18 protein-coding genes are annotated in these 15,869 nt (G+C 43.3%); 10 read left to right on the forward strand and 8 right to left on the reverse strand.

The genetic code is table 11. The features are described from left to right. Positions 1-393: 393 nt before the first annotated feature. Positions 394-915 carry a DUF192 domain-containing protein gene (locus O9324_RS07815; RefSeq protein ID WP_288139909.1) on the reverse strand — a complete coding sequence of 174 codons (522 nt, stop codon included), beginning with the start codon at positions 913-915 and terminating at the stop codon, positions 394-396. A gap of 291 nt (positions 916-1,206) precedes the next feature. Between O9324_RS07815 and petM the strand changes: the two genes are divergently transcribed. From petM to O9324_RS07835, 4 genes are all read left to right on the forward strand, one after another. Then, positions 1,207-1,320, forward strand: coding sequence for a cytochrome b6-f complex subunit PetM (petM, locus tag O9324_RS07820; protein ID WP_012265655.1), 114 nt, complete (start codon positions 1,207-1,209; stop codon positions 1,318-1,320). Positions 1,321-1,424: 104 nt separating this feature from the next. Further along, the gene (gene psb28, locus O9324_RS07825) at positions 1,425-1,784 is read left to right on the forward strand and encodes a photosystem II reaction center protein Psb28 (protein ID WP_002777305.1); all 360 of its coding nucleotides are present in this window, start codon (positions 1,425-1,427) and stop codon (positions 1,782-1,784) included. Between the two features lie 184 nt (positions 1,785-1,968). Then, complete coding sequence (gene thyD / locus O9324_RS07830) at positions 1,969-2,916, forward strand: thylakoid membrane protein ThyD (RefSeq protein WP_288139898.1); 948 nt, start codon at positions 1,969-1,971, stop codon at positions 2,914-2,916. Between the two features lie 44 nt (positions 2,917-2,960). Next, positions 2,961-3,746 carry a hypothetical protein gene (locus tag O9324_RS07835; protein ID WP_079208006.1) on the forward strand — a complete coding sequence of 262 codons (786 nt, stop codon included), beginning with the start codon at positions 2,961-2,963 and terminating at the stop codon, positions 3,744-3,746. A 1-nt stretch (position 3,747) separates the two neighbouring features. Here O9324_RS07835 and O9324_RS07840 read toward each other — a convergent pair whose 3' ends face one another. The 3 genes from O9324_RS07840 to O9324_RS07850 form a co-directional block, all read right to left on the reverse strand. Further along, positions 3,748-4,473 carry a GUN4 domain-containing protein gene (locus tag O9324_RS07840; RefSeq protein ID WP_288139899.1) on the reverse strand — a complete coding sequence of 242 codons (726 nt, stop codon included), beginning with the start codon at positions 4,471-4,473 and terminating at the stop codon, positions 3,748-3,750. A 401-nt stretch (positions 4,474-4,874) separates the two neighbouring features. Next, entirely contained in the window at positions 4,875-5,594 is a 720-nt protein-coding gene (locus O9324_RS07845) for a hypothetical protein (RefSeq protein ID WP_288139900.1), read from the reverse strand. Positions 5,595-5,842: 248 nt separating this feature from the next. Further along, positions 5,843-6,097, reverse strand: a complete 255-nt coding sequence (locus tag O9324_RS07850) for a hypothetical protein (protein ID WP_288139901.1) — start codon at positions 6,095-6,097, stop codon at positions 5,843-5,845. 33 nt (positions 6,098-6,130) lie between these two features. Here O9324_RS07850 and lysA point away from each other — a divergent pair, with 33 nt between their 5' ends. From lysA to O9324_RS07875, 5 genes are all read left to right on the forward strand, one after another. Beyond that, positions 6,131-7,534 (forward strand): diaminopimelate decarboxylase, encoded by a 1,404-nt coding sequence (gene lysA / locus O9324_RS07855; protein ID WP_288139902.1) that lies wholly within the window; start codon positions 6,131-6,133, stop codon positions 7,532-7,534. Between the two features lie 22 nt (positions 7,535-7,556). After that, entirely contained in the window at positions 7,557-8,477 is a 921-nt protein-coding gene (gene cdaA / locus O9324_RS07860; protein WP_002767240.1) for a diadenylate cyclase CdaA, read from the forward strand. Then, the gene (gene uppS, locus O9324_RS07865) at positions 8,474-9,223 is read left to right on the forward strand and encodes a polyprenyl diphosphate synthase (RefSeq protein WP_288139903.1); all 750 of its coding nucleotides are present in this window, start codon (positions 8,474-8,476) and stop codon (positions 9,221-9,223) included. The genes cdaA and uppS overlap by 4 nt, the downstream gene beginning before the upstream one ends. 253 nt (positions 9,224-9,476) lie before the next feature. Continuing rightward, the gene (locus O9324_RS07870) at positions 9,477-9,791 is read left to right on the forward strand and encodes a DUF1825 family protein (protein WP_002767238.1); all 315 of its coding nucleotides are present in this window, start codon (positions 9,477-9,479) and stop codon (positions 9,789-9,791) included. A 130-nt stretch (positions 9,792-9,921) separates the two neighbouring features. Further along, positions 9,922-11,034, forward strand: a complete 1,113-nt coding sequence (locus tag O9324_RS07875; protein WP_288139904.1) for a hypothetical protein — start codon at positions 9,922-9,924, stop codon at positions 11,032-11,034. A gap of 893 nt (positions 11,035-11,927) precedes the next feature. Here the strand turns inward: O9324_RS07875 and O9324_RS07880 are convergent. The 4 genes from O9324_RS07880 to pdxA form a co-directional block, all read right to left on the reverse strand. Further along, on the reverse strand, positions 11,928-12,089 hold the full coding sequence (locus tag O9324_RS07880; protein WP_288139905.1) for a phospholipase D-like domain-containing protein: 162 nt from the start codon (positions 12,087-12,089) through the stop codon (positions 11,928-11,930). A gap of 88 nt (positions 12,090-12,177) precedes the next feature. Then, a complete protein-coding gene (locus O9324_RS07885) occupies positions 12,178-13,542 on the reverse strand; it encodes an NAD-dependent succinate-semialdehyde dehydrogenase (protein WP_288139906.1) in 1,365 nt (454 codons plus the stop codon). A gap of 31 nt (positions 13,543-13,573) precedes the next feature. Next, the gene (locus O9324_RS07890; protein ID WP_043996567.1) at positions 13,574-13,759 is read right to left on the reverse strand and encodes a hypothetical protein; all 186 of its coding nucleotides are present in this window, start codon (positions 13,757-13,759) and stop codon (positions 13,574-13,576) included. A gap of 41 nt (positions 13,760-13,800) precedes the next feature. Continuing rightward, complete coding sequence (gene pdxA / locus O9324_RS07895; protein WP_288139907.1) at positions 13,801-14,817, reverse strand: 4-hydroxythreonine-4-phosphate dehydrogenase PdxA; 1,017 nt, start codon at positions 14,815-14,817, stop codon at positions 13,801-13,803. A gap of 257 nt (positions 14,818-15,074) precedes the next feature. On the opposite strand from pdxA, the gene O9324_RS07900 reads away from it, so the two are divergent. After that, a partial coding sequence (locus tag O9324_RS07900) for an RNA-guided endonuclease InsQ/TnpB family protein (RefSeq protein WP_288139908.1) occupies positions 15,075-15,869 on the forward strand: 795 nt, incomplete at its 3' end.

Raw genomic sequence — 15,869 nt, forward strand, 5'->3', positions numbered from 1 at the left:
AAACTTCAACCCATCCCTACTGTCAGATTGTTCCAAGTTTGTTGGAATGACCATTTGAGCAGCCAAAAATCAGGAGTTGTTTGGTAAAATTACCTGAGATTTTGGTCACTATGTCAACCTAATTTAAGTGCGATTGCCCTGTGATAGAGAGTGCTTTTCTAAAAATCGCTGGCTCTCTTACAAATAGTCCCGTTAGATCCAGTAGAATTTTGTCTCTGTTTAATCTATAGCAAGGGTAAAGATTATTCAATCTATAACTTGATAGACTATAAAAATCTTGATCGATATGGTTATATCTTAAACAGTATAAATGCGTAATAGCTTCTAAAAGCCATACTTATATTTCCAGACAAGGGACACTTTTTATAAGAAAGTTAACACCATTTTCAAAAATCAAGGTCTTGAGATCAACTCAATCTTAATTTTATTTCCTTCTTTCACTCCTAATTCTTTCGCTCGACCCCCAGCTAGTTCAATCACTTGATTAACCATGGTGTTTGGCCCATAGACAGGACAAGGATCCACAGCACAAGGGGGAACATTGAGCAAAACTGCTTTTACTATACCATCTTTTAGAAAAATCATGTCTAGAGGAATCGAGACATTTTTCATCCAAAACCGGGCCACCAGAGGTTGTGCAAAGGGAAATAGCATACCGCGATTTTTCTGCAAAGACAAGCGATACATTAAACCCTTGGCCTGTTGTTCGCTGGTTTGAGCAACTTCTAACTCAATCATCTCACCATTAATATCTGCTTTGGCCGTGATCGGTAATATTTGCCCTTGATTCTCAGTTGTAATCTGAGCCATCGAACTATTATTACCATTGAGATTAGTCGATTGACAACTCAGCAGCAACAAACCTAAGAATAATATTAACTTGATCTTGAGCATAAATGATTTTTTACCGGTCATCATCAATAGTTATCAATACTTAATCTTTCTAGTATGAGTGAAGAATTAAGCAGATCAAAGGCTAACATAAAGTAGCGATAGTAAATATAAAGATAGTATTAAAAATATCTAGCCTAGGGGTGAGCATCCTTCCTTGAGGATTGTTAGAACGTATATACTAGGAAAATTCTCAAAGTTATTGGCCGATTTTCCCCCTCAATTTTGCCCTAGTCCGGCAGCAGTCGATCGCCTTCGTAGGTTAAAATACCATTGATCTATTGATCGATTATTGTAGGCTCAGGAGCAATCACCATGACCGCAGAAAGTATGTTATTTAATGGGGCGATCGTGGCGATCGTTCTCGTCCTCGTCGGATTAGCTTGGGGTTTTCTCCTCCTCAAAATCCAAGGTGGAGAAGCGGAATAGCTTGTTTTTCCGTTCATGGTTACTTTATTAGTAATCATGAACTAATTTTTCCCATCAAAAGTAATTAAGAGAAAATCAATAACCAAAATTTTATAGCTATACCTATGACCACTCCCACGATCGAGTTTTTTGTTGGTTTATCAGAAGAATTAAGCGGTGTTAGTCTCCGCAAAAATAAAAATACCGGGATTCGCAATGTCCTGATGACTTTTAAAACCCTGAAAGCGATCGAACGTTTCCAAAGTTTCACCACCCGTACCTACGGCGATCTCCGTCTCACCGATGAGGAAGGAGTGATTATAGTTATTCCCAACTCGACTAAGTTTATTTTTGGAGGAGATGAAGGAGATGAAATTCAACGGGTAGAATGTGGTTTTGAAATCACCGATGAACACTGGGAGCGTTTTCTGCGCTTTATGAATCGTTATGCGGCAGCCAACGGGATGGGGTATCAGGATAAGTGAGAAGTGGGGTGATGGGGGAATGGGGAGATAGGGGAATGGGGAGATAGGGTGATGGGGAGATAGGGGAATGGGGAAATTTCAACTAAAACCCTAAAACCCTAAAACCCTAAAACCCCAACTCTCAACTCCTGAATTCTGATAGCCAAAAACCAGCTAAAATAAGGATAAATTTAGTCAAGAAACCATGAAAATAGCGATTACTGGGGCGACGGGATTTGTGGGTAGTCGATTGGTGGTCAAACTCTATGATCGCGGCGATGACATCCTAATTTTGACTCGCAATCCCGATAAAGCCGGGAGAATTTACCCAAAGTCAATCTATCCTAAGATAGAGATTATTCCCTATATCGCCACAGAATCGGGGGATTGGCAAAAAGAGATTTCTGGATGTGATGCGGTGATTAATCTAGCGGGAGAACCGATTTCGGAACGCTGGACCGGTGAAGCAAAACGAGCAATCATCGCTAGTCGGGAAATCGGCACCGAGAAAATTGTCGAGGCGATCTCGCGTAGCGAGCGCGTTGCGACCGCAATGGCCGACCAGAAACCGAAAGTTTTAATTAACTCCTCGGCGATCGGTTACTATGGAACCAGTGAAACCGCTAGTTTTGACGAAAATAGCCCTCCCGGTGGCGATTTTCTGGCGGATGTCTGTAAAAAGTGGGAAACAGCCGCCCAAAAAGTGAAAGATTACGGCACTCGTTTAGTGATTCTTCGCACGGGTATTGTTTTAGGCAATGGGGGTGCTTTAGGGAAAATGATCCCACCCTTCAAACTATTTGCCGGCGGTCCGATTGGCAGCGGTCGTCAGTGGTTTTCTTGGATTCATCGGGATGATTTAATTAATTTAATTATCTATTGTCTCGATCGCCCAGAAATTAACGGCACTTTCAACGCTACTGCACCTAATCCCGTCCGGATGAAAGAATTCTGTCAGATATTAGGGGAAGTAATGAAGCGTCCTTCTTGGTTGCCAGTGCCAGATTTTGCCCTCGAAATTCTCTTGGGAGAAGGGGCAAAAATCGTCCTAGAAGGTCAAGAAGTGCTGCCAAAAGCCACTCAAGCGCTCGGTTTTGACTATCGTTATCCTAATCTAGAAGCGGCCTTACAAGAAATCGTCCCGAAAATGTAGAAAGCTGATATACTGGGGGGAAAAATTCTCAATACTAACGGTCTATGATGAATCTTTCCGAGCCGACAGCAAATTATTGTTTTTGCACTTTAGCCCTAAGAGAAAAGTATCAAAAATTAACTAAAACTTTGGCTGAAGATTTACAAAAATACGCCCCTCAGAGCAGTCTAGTGGTGGGAACTGATGCCCCTCAGTATTTTGATAATAGTCCCAATGTTATGGCTTTTAAACATACTCAAAAAGGTATTTTACATTGTTATAATGATAAACGCTTTGTTCTAGAAGAAAGTTTAAAGTTATTTCCGACAGCTATTTTTATCGATGCGGATACAAGACTAATAGAATCATTACCGGACAATCTTGATTTTACTCCAGGTATCGTTGGTTGTCATCAGAGTATGGTTGAGCATAATAAAAAATATCGTCCTCGGGATTTACCTAATTTAATCAGGGTTTCTGAAAAACTAGGAATTCCGAGTGAACAAGTAAATTGGATTGGAGAGTCTTTATTTATAGTCACTAGAGATGGAGGGAAAGAGCAAGAGTTTTTGCATTTTTGGGGGAAGATAGCACTCTATTTAGAAATGAAAGGAATGCACAGTGGCGAAGGCAGTATTATGGGACTAGCGGCAGCAAAAGTCGGGTGGACAGTAGATACCAGTGAAGCTTGGTTAATCCTCAAAAACAAAAGGAATCACCTTGATGCCAGTCATCAACCTCCCATTAAAAAAGATTTTTGGCAACCTCTCCAAAAAAGGCTAGGCTATCATTATCGTCTCAATTTAGCCCGACTGAATGCCCTAAAAAACTACGATTTTTACTATCGCTAATCTATTTTTCACTCCAGACGGGATGGGAGAATAAAGAGGCAGCCACTCTCACCCCGCGCAGTTGATTTAACAGGGGTAAATGGCCTACGGGAGCGCTTAAATCCCAGATAAATTCCTGCGGGTATTTTGTCCAATTATTGCCATTTTTCCAGCCAATTTTCGGCCAGAGTTTCGGGAAATCTTGACCGACACCGAGCCATAATTTGCGCTGCACCGACCAACCGAATTTCCCTTCCGAATGAACTAACCAAAGATTATCAATAGTCTGAATGTCAACCTTGGGAAAAGCTTCTACTTCCGTAAAATAGACCCATTTCCTCTGTATTGCCCCTTCTCCTGCTAATTCACAGAGTTTTTGACGGGTAAGACTATCGGCAGTTTGAAAATCCTGTTTAGCCAATAATTCCTGTAAAAGTCGATAATCGATACCCTTAGCACTATCGAGGGGAACAACACCCGTGGGGAAATAATTAGCTAAAAATTCCTTGCTCCGATCGCTATTATCTTGATAGAGCAATTGATAAGCCTTACCTGTCACCAGATTAACAGGAGTCGGGCGCCCGGCTAATAAAAAATCTCTCAATACAGTTAGGCCAGCTTCTCCGCTTCCGGCTAATTGTGTCAGGATCTGTAATTGATTTTTCGGCGACTCGGTGGCTAATTGACTCATCTTACGGGTAATATCCTCGCTCTGTTCTTCTACTAACACGCCATTCTGGTCAGTCATATCATCACTTTTAAGACCACTCCTTCAATACTATTACCACTATTTCGGGGTGGCTGCTCGATTTTTTCCTGACAAAAAAGGGATTTTTAGCGGCGACATTCCGCACCTCTTCATATACTTTTATATATCTTTACATTTCCCAAGATGTTTTGACGAAAAACCTTCATTGTAGAAACTACTATTGAGAACATTTTCAATAATTGATTTTTTCTGAGAAAAAAATTTACAATTCTTCACCCTGATAAAAATCCATCATTGTGGCTATAATCCTTACTGGCAAAGGGCTGTAAGCAATATATTAGTAAAAATTATCAATTGAATGTTAAGAAGTGCGGACAGTGGGTACGAATTAATTACACTCATCGAGCCGACAACAATCTTGCTCGCTGTCGGCTCGATGGTTAATGCTGTCGATGGTAATGGCGAGAGACGGCGCTGACAGTGACAAATCCTAAGGATAGCAATCCCAAAGCGAGCGGACTGCTGCTTTCTGGTACGGCTGTCACCTCAGCAAAGGGAACGATAGTTTCAAACAGATACACGATAGACGATCCCGATCCTTGGAAAGGAGAAAGATCAAGTCCTGGTAGTAATCTCAGTTGATCAAGGCTCAAGACCTGGCGAGTCGTTGCCGGATAGACAGTTCCTGATTTGCCAATGACTTTCTCGGAGACAAAATCAATCAGTACGTTTCCGACCTCGAAACCAGCGATCGCCAAACTGGGATCGGCAGCGGTACTGGCATCTCTGCCGTAGATTGTGGTAAAGGTAAATTCCAGATCTCCCGTCTCGTAGGTCAGATAGGACGCGCCAGCCACTCGCAAATCCAGATTGGGGGGGAACCAAGGGTCGAGACCCGGACCAATTTCAACGCGGTCAGGAACATAGAGCCGACTGCAAATGTGTGGCACCCCCCATAGGTTAATCACGGAAGGGGGAGTACATTGAAGATTAGTAGGGGGTGTGTAGGGATAGATCATTGGAAAATAAACAAAGGTATTGGTTTGTGTTGATCCAAACCCGCCATTAATCACTTCAGTCGGGGAGAAAGTTTGTTGGAAATCTCGAAATGGGCCGATGGTGGTTTTGGCCGCGTAAGCAGGCTCCAGGAGAGCAATCATAAGCGAGCCAGCGCTCAAGACGATGTTAAGAAAGAGGGAACGCATCATGATAATTTTTTTGACTTGACAAAATTACAGTTATTTGATATGCCATACTATCGCGGCGCATTGACAGGGTAAGCGCATCTTAACAATCCTTGACAAAATGAACTTTATCTGGGTTGCTTACCCACGATTCAGGCATATTCGAGTAGAATTTGCCATCTCAATTGTTAAGCCAAAATCGACCAAAAGGGTCGAGTTCGTAACTATTCTGATTGACTGGTATCACTTGAAATGACCACACAGCAAGCGGATCGCAAAAATGTCCAATTGTCAATAGCGTTCTCAATGCTCTCACCCTGAGCGCATTGAGAACTCAAGTCAAAGTTGTTCCATGACAAAAAAGGGATTTTTAGCAGGTGGTTGATCGTACACTGAAAGAGAGAACTATTTTGGTTATCTAGATCACCGACGGTCAAAATTCCCTTAACTGAATCGGGGATGCGCGGAGATTGTAACAAAAATTATCGATTTCTTGACAAAAAACACCGATCATGCTATCAACCGAACCTAAAATCAGCAATTCCGGACAAAAATATTTAGCCTATCAAGATTGTCTATCCCCGAATCAAACCCTGTTACCCCTGACGGCCAAGGTTAATAACCGTGATTGCCTAGAAATCGGTGGTTGCGATGTGACCACCCTAGTGGAACGTTTCGGTTCACCCTTGTATATTGTCGATGAATTCACCCTCCGCACTGCCTGTCGTCAATACCTGCAAGGTTTCCAGACACATTATCCCGGAGAATCTAGGGTAATTTATGCCTCGAAAGCGTGGAATTGCCTGGCTGTATCGGCCGTGGTCGCTAGTGAAGGATTAGGTTTTGATGTGGTGTCGGCCGGAGAAATTCACACGGTGTTAACCGCTTTAGACCAGATCAATAAAACCGCTGTGCCGATATACTTTCATGGTAATAACAAATCAATCGCCGAGTTAGAATATGCGATCGAGCATAACTGCATTATTATCGTTGATAACTGGCTAGAGTTAGAAAATCTGGTTAAATTAGGTGAAAACCGTACTAATACCCCCATTCCGATCCTATTGCGCTTAACCCCCGGTATCGAGTGCCACACCCACGAATATATTCGCACGGGTCACTTAGACAGTAAATTTGGTTTTGACCCCCATCAAATCGAAGCAGTATTTGACTATGTTTTAGCTCATCCGCTGCTGAATTGTCTGGGTTTACACGCTCACATCGGTTCCCAGATTTTTGAACGTCAACCCCACCAAGACCTAGCCGCTGTTTTAGCAGATTGGTTTAAATTAGGATTAGAACGGGGTTTACCCCTAGAGCAATTAAACGTCGGGGGTGGTTTAGGAATTCGCTACCTCGAAAGTGATGACCCCCCAAGTATCGAGGAATGGGTGCAAGCGGTGTCCTTAGCAGTGGCCAAAGCTTGTCAGGAAAGAGGTATCGCTTATCCGCTGCTCATTGCCGAACCTGGACGCTCTCTGATTGCCACCGCTTGCGTAACGGCCTATACAGTGGGTAATCGCAAAGAAATCCCCGAAATACGCACCTATATCGCCGTTGATGGCGGAATGTCCGACAATCCCCGACCGATTACCTATCAATCGGTTTACCGGGCCGTGGTCGCCAATAAAATGAGTCAAGAATGTCAGGAAGTGGTGACAATAGCTGGAAAACATTGTGAATCTGGCGATATTCTAATTAAGGATATTGCGCTACCGAAAACCAACCCAGGGGATATTTTAGTGGTTTTAGCCACAGGAGCCTATAACTACAGTATGGCTTCTAATTACAACCGCTTACCCCGTCCGGCGGCGGTAATTGTCCAAAATGGAGAAGCTAATCTGATCCTTGAACGGGAAAATCTGGCGGATTTGCTGCGTCAAGACCGCCTACCCACTCGACTCTCCTTAATATAAACCTCATCGCTATTGTCCCCCCATGTCGGGTTTTTTTCTGGACCCTCGCCGGTTATTGTCCTGGATTCTCAGCCATGGTCTGTCATTCCTAGACTTTGGGTTAGTTCTCCTGCTTACCTATATGCTGCTGCTAATTATCGGCGAGCGGCGTACCTTTTGGATGGTGCGAGGACTAATCTATTTAATGCTGGCCTCGGTGATTAGCGATGCTCTAGGATTGCGCTTGCTGGGGTTAGTCCTAGAAAAATTGATTTTGGGGGCAGCTGTGGCGATTGCTGTGATTTTTCAGTCGGAATTCCGCCGTTTTTTAGAATTATTGGGCAAAGGTCAAGTATGGGAATTATTTCAAAAAAGTTCCCCCACTCCCAAGACCGATAATGTCATTGATGAGTTAGTGGACGCGGTGAAGGATCTATCTCAAAATCGCACCGGCGCGCTGATGGTATTAGAAACCAGTGGCAATCTCGACACCAAGGTGTTTGTCAATCCGGGGGTGACGCTAAATGGCGAAGTATCTAAGGAATTAATTCAAACTATTTTTCAAACTAAAACTTTACTGCACGATGGGGCCGTATTTATTCGGGGCGATCGAGTGGTGGCCGCTGGTGTTATTCTACCCCTATCGGAGCGCAGTACCTCTAGGCAATTAGGCACCCGTCATCGGGCAGCCATGGGCATTACCGAAAGGCTAGATAATTGTATCTGTATTGTGGTTTCTGAGGAAACTGGCTCGATTTCCCTCGCGTCGGGGGGTAATTTGGATCGGCCTTTAACCAGTAGTAAGCTAAAAGAGCTGCTCGAAGCGAAGTTTTCTCCGTCGGGAGAGGGGGAAGTGGTCGCACCGAGTTGGGGACGTTTAGGGCGTACAATTGGCTTAAAAGGTCGTCTAATCTTAGAAAAATTCTCCCGTTCGCCCAGAGCAACCCCGAAAGATAGAAAATGACTGTTAAACCGAGCTTATCACCAGAATTACCTACGGATTTAGATAAAAACCGTTTGCCTCAGCACGTCGCAGTGATTATGGATGGGAACGGTCGTTGGGCGAAAAATCGTGGTTTACCCCGGATTATGGGCCATCAACGGGGAGTAGATGCACTTAAGGACTTGCTGCGCTGTTGTCGTGACTGGGGGATTCCCGCTTTAACTGCTTATGCTTTTTCTACAGAAAATTGGGGTCGTCCCCTCGAGGAAGTAGAGTTTTTAATGACTCTATTCGAGCGGGTTTTGCGGCGCGAATTAGAAGAAATGATGCAGCAAAATGTCAAAATTCGCTTTATTGGTAATTTATCAGTCTTGCCAGAGTCTTTAAGACGGGAAATTGCTAAATCTCAAGCAGAAACTAGCAAAAATTCCGGTATTCAATTTACGGTGGCTACTAATTATGGTGGCCGAGAGGAGATCGTGCAAGCTTGTCAGGCGATCGCTCGTCAGGTGCAACAGGGTTTAGTCTCCCCAGAAGCAATCGATGAATCTCTCTTTGAACAGTATCTTTATACTGCCGGGATTCCTAACCCAGACCTGTTAATTCGCAGTAGTGGGGAAATGCGAATTAGTAATTTTTTACTCTGGCAAATGGCCTACGCGGAAATCTATGTTACTGACACCCTCTGGCCCGATTTCGATCGAGTGCAATTTCACCGCGCTTTAAAAGATTATCAGGGTCGTCATCGTCGTTTTGGCAAATTATAAGGGCTGCAGCCCAAATTGCTCAAAATAGCCACTGTGGGGCAGTTAAAGGACAATTTTTGATTTTTACAAGAGGTCTGATCACTTTTAATCTTAAACTCCCTGGGGCAACGGTTAAACTGCGACGAGAGGTCGTTTGTGATCTTCTCGATTTCCCCAATACGGTAATCCGTAAATCGGCTGGAGCTAGACTTTTTCCCCGGCTAAAATAAAATAGGATGGAAAATAACTATCGACGATAAGCAGTTTTAAGATTATGGGATTCTTTGACTCAGAAGTGGTTCAACAGGAAGCTAGACAGCTATTTGAGGATTACCAGTCCCTCACACAACTAGGCAGCGAGTACGGTAAATTCGATCGAGAGGGCAAAATCATCTTTATCGATAGGATGGAGGAGTTAATGGAACGCTACAAGATATTTATGAAGCGTTTCGAGTTATCTGAGGATTTCTCCGCCCAAATGACCGTAGAACAGCTAAAAACCCAATTAGGTCAATTTGGTATGACTCCCCAAATGATGTTCGACCAAATGGAGCAAACCCTTGAACGGATGAAGGCAGAGATTCGCTAAAATTGCCGATATTTATCGGGTATTGGCTGCCTTTTACCCGATAATGCCCTCTCCAGTTTACTGCTCGGAAAATTGGGGTTTCTGCGGTTTTTCGAGAACGATGATCTAATAATTTTAAGTAGGTTAACTGATGAACTCCAGGCCAGATTCACAAGAGAATATTGAGCCACCTCAGTATAGTGAAAAAACTAACCGCATTCAGGCAATCAGTCAACTGATTAAGGCAATAACCCCGTTAATTTGGGCTATAGTTGTTCTAGTGGTTATCTTGCCTCTTTTAGGGAAAATTTGGCTAGGAACTGCCGGCAATGAACCGTTAAAAACTAGGGTTGCTACCGAAACTAACCTAGAGATTCCCATCACTATACCCGAAAAATCTAACAGTAAAATTGATCGGGAGATTAGCCAAGCTTTACAGACAGCGAGAGCAAATTCTCAAAGCTTCGCCCTAGGAGAAATTGAGGGATGGGTGGAGGAGTTGATGACAAGAGTAGATCAGGGTTTTTTGCCTTGGTATTTTAACTATTTCAATCAAAAACAATTTGAGGGCAAGGCCTTTTTAAGCGGATTATACTCCTCGATCGCTCACTGGGTCAATACAGATAATCCACCCCCGGAACAGGTGGTGGCGGAAAATTTGACCAAAACTATTCAAACCGAGTTTACTAAACGGGTAATTCGTCCCCAAGAGGCCCAATTACGTCTAGAGAGAATTACTAGGGATGCCGTTAATTTATATGTCAGTAATTTAAGCAATGAATTAGAGAATATTCAGGCCAGTTATCAAATTCCCCAAGGCAAATGGGACCGTTATCTTGGTGATATAGCCATAACAATTCAAGATACCGAGGGCAATATTTCTAACACATCAATTAAACTTTTAGTCGGTGGTGCCACTGCTTTGGGAGTTAAATCTCTCATCCCAGTGATGAAAGTGGGCAGCACAGTTTATTTGTCCCTAGCGGGAAAAACGGGGGCGAAAATTGCCACTAAAACCGGTGGAGCAGTAGCGAGTAGTTTTGGGGCAGAATTAATCGATCCAATCGTGGGAATTGGTTTGATAATTTGGGATTTATGGGACTATCAGCACACGGTAAACATTGAAAAACCAATTCTGCGGGATGCCATTTTTAATTATTTACAAGAAGTCAAATATGATCTAGTCAATAATCATCAAGGTAGCGTCCTTTCCTCTATTTATCAAATTGAAGCCAGTGTCAATAAATCCTTAGTGAGAACCTAAGTAGGGTTGGCTGAAAAAGTTTGTTGGTGGGGTTAGGAGTCAGGAGTACAATTGCATGAATGGGGCTATTATGAGGAATAAAAATATATTTATGAATCTATTCTTTCTATTAAGAGTAAATTAGACATCTCCAAAAATTATAACCCAGTCACAGCTTGCTTTTAGCTTATGTACTAATTAAGTAGTTCGATAACTGAAATGTATATCTATCGTTGCTAATTCAATTTCACTGAAAAAATATGAGGCAATTAAAATAATTTTTATTCGGGTATATTCCTTAACTAGAAAGACTTTTGGTCTTGAGATAATATTAGGTCGAGGTCTATTAGATACTGGAGTAAAGTTTAAAAAAAACTGAGAAAATACACAAAATCCAGATACGCTAAAAAAGTATATCTTCACTTTCAAAGCGTAAAGCGCGAAAGCGCAAGCGCGTCGGTGAAACCGAGGGTTCCTTCAAACCGACATTTTAGGTAAGTATCTAATCACAATTAATTACACATCTAAGCCACTACTCCGTCAGACTTCTGCTGTGATCAGTAAACAGTGAACTGAAAACTCAAATCCGATCCCTAATAGCTGTATCCCGTCTCCCGTCTCCTGTATCCCGTCTCCCGTCTCCTGTCTCGGAGTCTCGGAGTCTCGGAGTCTCGACTAGGAAATTAATTTTGCACGACTACTTAAATATAATATTCGAGACCCAATTTTTTTGATTGATTTATTAATAACTTTAATTTATATTCCCTTTCTTGTTGTTTTTTTACCTATTAGTATAGTCGTTGCTATTTGGGAAGAAATGACTGAGGACAAAGATTAAAAGTAGTATCCCCCATTTCTTGTTATCAAATGGCCTTAGCTCATCATAAAGGTCAAAGGTATTAAAGGTGTAAAGGTTACTGCCAACCGCGCAAATTAAAATAACCCACACAAAAATCAGCCCCTTGGGCTGCTAATAAACTTTTCTGTAAAATTGGCAATAAATGGGACTCAATATTATCAAAAATGCGCGGCATATTTTTAATCCGTAGGGTGCGCTCTTCGATAGCGTAACGCACCGACAATTGTGGTGGGTGATTTTGGTTATGGTGGTGGGTTACGCGTTGCTAACCCACCCTACTGATAACTACTGATAGCTGAATTTATTTACTTAATCCAAACAGTTTTAACGTTGACAAATTCGCGAATACCTTCCACACTTAATTCCCGTCCAAAACCAGAACGTTTAATACCCCCAAAGGGCAAGCGAGGATCGGATTTAACCATACCGTTAATAAACACACAACCGGCCTCAATTTCAGTAATTAAACGCTCAATTTCTTCGGGGTTATTCGTCCAAGCACTAGAACCTAAACCAAAGGGACTATCATTAGCTAAAGCGATCGCTTCATCGATATTTTTGACTCGAAATAGTAAAGCCACCGGTCCGAAAAATTCCTCTTTTTCCCCCGGAGAACCAGCAGGAATATCGGTTAAAATCGTCGGTAGATAGAAGTTACCTTTTCCCTCTAAACGTTGACCCCCCACAAGAACTTTACCACCCATAGCGACGGTTTTTTCCACTTGGGCGGCAATTTCCGAGATGATCGATGCCGTGGCCAAAGGACCGATATCAACAGTTTCATCGAGGGGATCACCAACTCTTAAAGCTTGGAATTTGGCCACCAATAACTGTTCAAATTGATCGGCGACAGTTTCCATAACAATAAACCGTTTAGCGGCGATACAAGTCTGACCATTATTTAACAATCGCGCCGTCACTGCCGTAGCCGCTGCCGCCTCGATATCGGCAGTATCTAAAACGAGAAAAGGATCACTACCTCCCAACTCCAAAACCACCTTTTTGATCTGTTTTCCTGCGGCGGCTGCTAAACTTATCCCCGCTGGTTCACTACCGGTTAAAGTGGCGGCTTTTACCCGTTCATCGTTAATTAAATCACTAACGCGATCGGCCCCGATCAAAAGAGTTTGAAAAGCGCCTTTAGGAAAACCAGCTTCTAATAAAATTCTTTCCACCGCTAAAGCTGATTGGGGGACATTAGAAGCGTGTTTGAGTAGGCCGACATTTCCCGCCATTAAAGCGGGGGCAGCAAAGCGAAATACTTGCCATAAAGGGAAATTCCAGGGCATAACCGCTAAAATCCCCCCTAACGGTTGATAACGGACAAAACTGCGACTAGCATCGGTGGCAATCAGCACATCTTCCAGATAACCGGCGGCATTATCGGCATAAAAACGACAAACCAAGGCACATTTGAGGACTTCTGCGATCGCTGATTTGATTGGTTTCCCCATTTCTAAAGTCATGGTTTTAGCCAATGCCACTTGATCCCGTTCCAAAATATCCGCCGCTTGCCGTAACCACTGTCCCCGTTGACTGATGGCGGTGCGGCGATACTGCTGAAAAGTTGCCTCAGCTAGGGCCAATTTCGCCGCCAATTCCTCCGAGGTTAGAGGGGTAAAAGTCTTGAGAATTTCTCCCGTGGCAGGGTTAACTGAAGCGATACCCATATCCAATTGTCTCCTATCGAGGGCTATATCTCTAGTTTAGTTCTCCGGTTGTCCCGCTGCTCACACCAATTTGGCAATCGGGATTAGGAGATAGGAGATAGGAGACAGGAGATAGGGTGATAGGGTTTTGGGGTGATAGGGTTTTGGGGTGATAGGGTGATGAGACAGCTTCCCCACTTCCCACTTCCCACTTCCCACTTCCCACTTCATAATTCATAATTCATAATTCATAATTCTCATCTCCCTAACCCCCAACAGCTAAAACCCATCTACACGGCGCTGCTGACATAATTCGATCGCTAATTGGATCGCCGCTTGCATACTCTGGGCCCTAGCGATGCCAAGACCGGCGATATCAAAAGCCGTCCCGTGGTCTGGAGAGGTGCGAACAAAGGGTAAACCGATGGTAGTATTAACAGCACAGTCAAAAGCCATTAATTTGACGGGAATTAGACCCTGATCGTGGTATAATGCCAGATATGCGTCGGCGGGTTGCCCTGCACCGCTAAACCAAGCGCGTCCCGGTTCCACCCAAAGGGTATCGGGGGGGACAAGGCCGATTAGTTGGGTTTGCGGGTATTGCTGCGCCATTGACTCTAGCCAAGGCTGTAACCAGTCTTTTTCTTCCCTTCCCAGTTTTCCCGCTTCGCCACTGTGGGGATTAAGGCCGGATATGGCGATTTTGGGGCGATCGATGCCGAAATCTAGCTTTAAAGACTCGATCAATAGGTCTAGTTTTCGGGTCATCAGATCGGGGTTAAGAGCATCAGGAACTTCTCGCAGGGGGATGTGGGTAGTGGCGAGGAGAGTGCGTAAGTTATAGCCGGTGTGAGGGGATTTAGCGACGAATAGCATCCCATAACGGTTAATTCCCGCCATGGTAGCTAAAACCTCCGTTTGACCGGGGAAATCATAACCGGCCAACTGCCAACAGGATTTAGCGATCGGACCTGTGACAATACCATCAAATTCGCCCTTGAGGGTGCGTTTTATGGCTTCTTGCAGGTAAAGAAAGCTAATTTCACCACTATGGGCATCCCCACGCCCGCAAACGATTTTTTCTTGATTGTAGGGCAAATCGATCAGAGAAAAGCGATCAAGAAGATGGGGATCGTGATAGGCTTTTTCGAGAAGCGTTCTGGTGCCGATTAGAGTAATCTGACAACCGGACGAGATTGGGGAATCGGCGATCGCTTTTAACACCACTTCAGGGCCGATTCCGGCGGGATCACCGACGGGGATAACTAGACGGGGAATAAAAGAGGCGGATTCCATAAATTTTGGCCGTCAATATTGCTAATTCTCCCGATTAATCTCATCGTTGATAATTATCAGGAGGGAATAAATCAGTAAACAATCTTCAGTTTACCTAAAATGTCGGATGAATGCCCCCGCTAAATTTTTTGACAAGACATCAACCTTTGCGGGGGATGAAATCCGACCAGGATATTGACTGCGAAGCACGATTTTAATTCTACCATTTGTAGGTAAACTGTGTTATACTTAATTGATCCAGGGTCGAGGATTAATCAATGCTAGTCGTAGAAGCCAAGCTAAAAAACGGGACACCAGAACAATATCACCGGCTTGATGAAGCAATTAGAACATCTCAGTTTGTGCGTAACTCTTGTGTTCGTTATTGGATGGACAATAAGGGGACAACCCGGAATGATCTTCAAAAGCTTTGTGCGGTACTAGCTAACAATAAAGAGACACCATGGGTTAATAAATTAAACTCTCAAGCTCGTCAATCGGCTGCTGATAGAGCCTGGCAATCAATTAATAGGTTTTACCAGAATTGTCATGCTAAGATACCAGGGAAAAAGGGGTTTCCTCGGTTCAAAAAGCATAGCCGTTCGGTTGAGTATAAACTAACGGGTTACAAACTATCTGATGATAGACGTAAAATCAAGTTTACCGATGGTTTTAAAGCAGGAGAATTTGATTTATGGTGTAGTCAAAAAACCTTAGTTTATTATTCAGAGCAACAGATTAAACGGGTAAGAGTTGTTAGACGTGCCGATGGTTATTATTGTCAGTTTTTGATTGACGTAGAACGGCAAGAATACCATAAACCAACGGGACAAATAACAGGAATTGACTTAGGGTTAAAAGAGTTTTATACTGACGCTCAAGGCAATACCGTAGAAAATCCACGTTATTTAAGCAAGTCAGAAAAACGACTTAAAAAAGCACAACGACGATTATCCAAAAAGTTTCGTCAAGGAAAGAAACAGTCTAAAAACTATCACAAGCAACGGATAAAAGTAGCTAGGCTTCATCTTAAAGTGTCAAGACAACGTAAAGACAAAGCAATTAAAGACGCT

Source organism: Microcystis sp. LE19-84.1B, from assembly GCF_027531875.1.
GTDB lineage: Bacteria > Cyanobacteriota > Cyanobacteriia > Cyanobacteriales > Microcystaceae > Microcystis > Microcystis panniformis.

Excerpts from the sequence above, each read along its gene's own strand:
- pdxA (WP_288139907.1), bottom strand. The coding sequence starts at position 14,817 with ATGGAATCCGCCTCTTTTATTCCCCGTCTAGTTATCCCCGTCGGTGAT.
- psb28 (WP_002777305.1), top strand. The coding sequence starts at position 1,425 with ATGACCACTCCCACGATCGAGTTTTTTGTTGGTTTATCAGAAGAATTA.
- uppS (WP_288139903.1), top strand. The coding sequence starts at position 8,474 with ATGACTGTTAAACCGAGCTTATCACCAGAATTACCTACGGATTTAGAT.
- O9324_RS07875 (WP_288139904.1), top strand. The coding sequence starts at position 9,922 with ATGAACTCCAGGCCAGATTCACAAGAGAATATTGAGCCACCTCAGTAT.
- cdaA (WP_002767240.1), top strand. The coding sequence starts at position 7,557 with ATGTCGGGTTTTTTTCTGGACCCTCGCCGGTTATTGTCCTGGATTCTC.
- thyD (WP_288139898.1), top strand. The coding sequence starts at position 1,969 with ATGAAAATAGCGATTACTGGGGCGACGGGATTTGTGGGTAGTCGATTG.
- O9324_RS07885 (WP_288139906.1), bottom strand. The coding sequence starts at position 13,542 with ATGGGTATCGCTTCAGTTAACCCTGCCACGGGAGAAATTCTCAAGACT.
- petM (WP_012265655.1), top strand. The coding sequence starts at position 1,207 with ATGACCGCAGAAAGTATGTTATTTAATGGGGCGATCGTGGCGATCGTT.
- O9324_RS07890 (WP_043996567.1), bottom strand. The coding sequence starts at position 13,759 with ATGAATTATGAAGTGGGAAGTGGGAAGTGGGAAGTGGGAAGTGGGGAA.
- O9324_RS07840 (WP_288139899.1), bottom strand. The coding sequence starts at position 4,473 with ATGACTGACCAGAATGGCGTGTTAGTAGAAGAACAGAGCGAGGATATT.
- O9324_RS07845 (WP_288139900.1), bottom strand. The coding sequence starts at position 5,594 with ATGATTGCTCTCCTGGAGCCTGCTTACGCGGCCAAAACCACCATCGGC.
- O9324_RS07835 (WP_079208006.1), top strand. The coding sequence starts at position 2,961 with ATGATGAATCTTTCCGAGCCGACAGCAAATTATTGTTTTTGCACTTTA.
- lysA (WP_288139902.1), top strand. The coding sequence starts at position 6,131 with ATGCTATCAACCGAACCTAAAATCAGCAATTCCGGACAAAAATATTTA.
- O9324_RS07815 (WP_288139909.1), bottom strand. The coding sequence starts at position 915 with ATGACCGGTAAAAAATCATTTATGCTCAAGATCAAGTTAATATTATTC.
- O9324_RS07870 (WP_002767238.1), top strand. The coding sequence starts at position 9,477 with ATGGGATTCTTTGACTCAGAAGTGGTTCAACAGGAAGCTAGACAGCTA.